Here is a 641-nt window from a genome sequence, read left to right as displayed (position 1 = left end):
CACGCCATGACCCGATCGTTCTCCGGCATTCGGCTGTTCGCCGCCAATAACCGACAGCCAAAAGACTGAGAGAGGGTGGCGTGCAGACGGATGCAGACAGGTCTCAGCTTTTATACGTATAGGAAAAGTTCCATCTTCCAAAAACCCTATACGTCTGAAACCGGAGACCTGTCTGCATCCGTCTGCAGGTGGTGTCGGATCACGGCGCCGCGCCGGGTCCGGGCGAGAAAGGCGGGTGAAATGGGCGGCCACCACATCGATGAAAAGCTCGGCCGGGCGTGGCAGAAGCGCCGCGCCGCCGACTTCAAGCGGGAACAACTGCGGCGGCTCGGCAGCTCCGGCGCGGCGGGACCGTGCCGCAGGATCGATCCGGCGACCGGCCAGCCGCTCGGTATCGTCGAGGCGCCACCGGCCACCCCGGCCGATCCAACGCACCAGCGGGGCGCGCTGGCCGCTGGGCGAGTCGATCAACCGGGAGGCACGATCCCTTGCCCGCACTGCGACGGCACTGGCCGGGTTCGCCACATTGATCCGGGCAGGCTGGTCGCCGCGCTGGCGGATGCCTTCAGCGACGGTTGCTTCACGGTGGCCGACATCATGGCGCGAGGTCACGACGAACGGCTGAGCGCCGCGCTGGCGGG

The 641-nt window shown here is 66.9% G+C and carries 1 protein-coding gene; it reads left to right on the top strand.

Annotated features, from left to right (window positions below):
- Window positions 1-240: 240 nt before the first annotated feature.
- A partial coding sequence (locus AC1RQP_RS40175; RefSeq protein WP_492943312.1) for a hypothetical protein occupies window positions 241-641 on the top strand: 401 nt, incomplete at its 3' end.

Source organism: Bradyrhizobium sp. GW821-FHT13H06, from assembly GCF_058803975.1.
The sequence above is the reverse complement of the archived record's forward strand: the minus strand, read 5'-3'. Positions and strand labels throughout refer to the sequence as shown.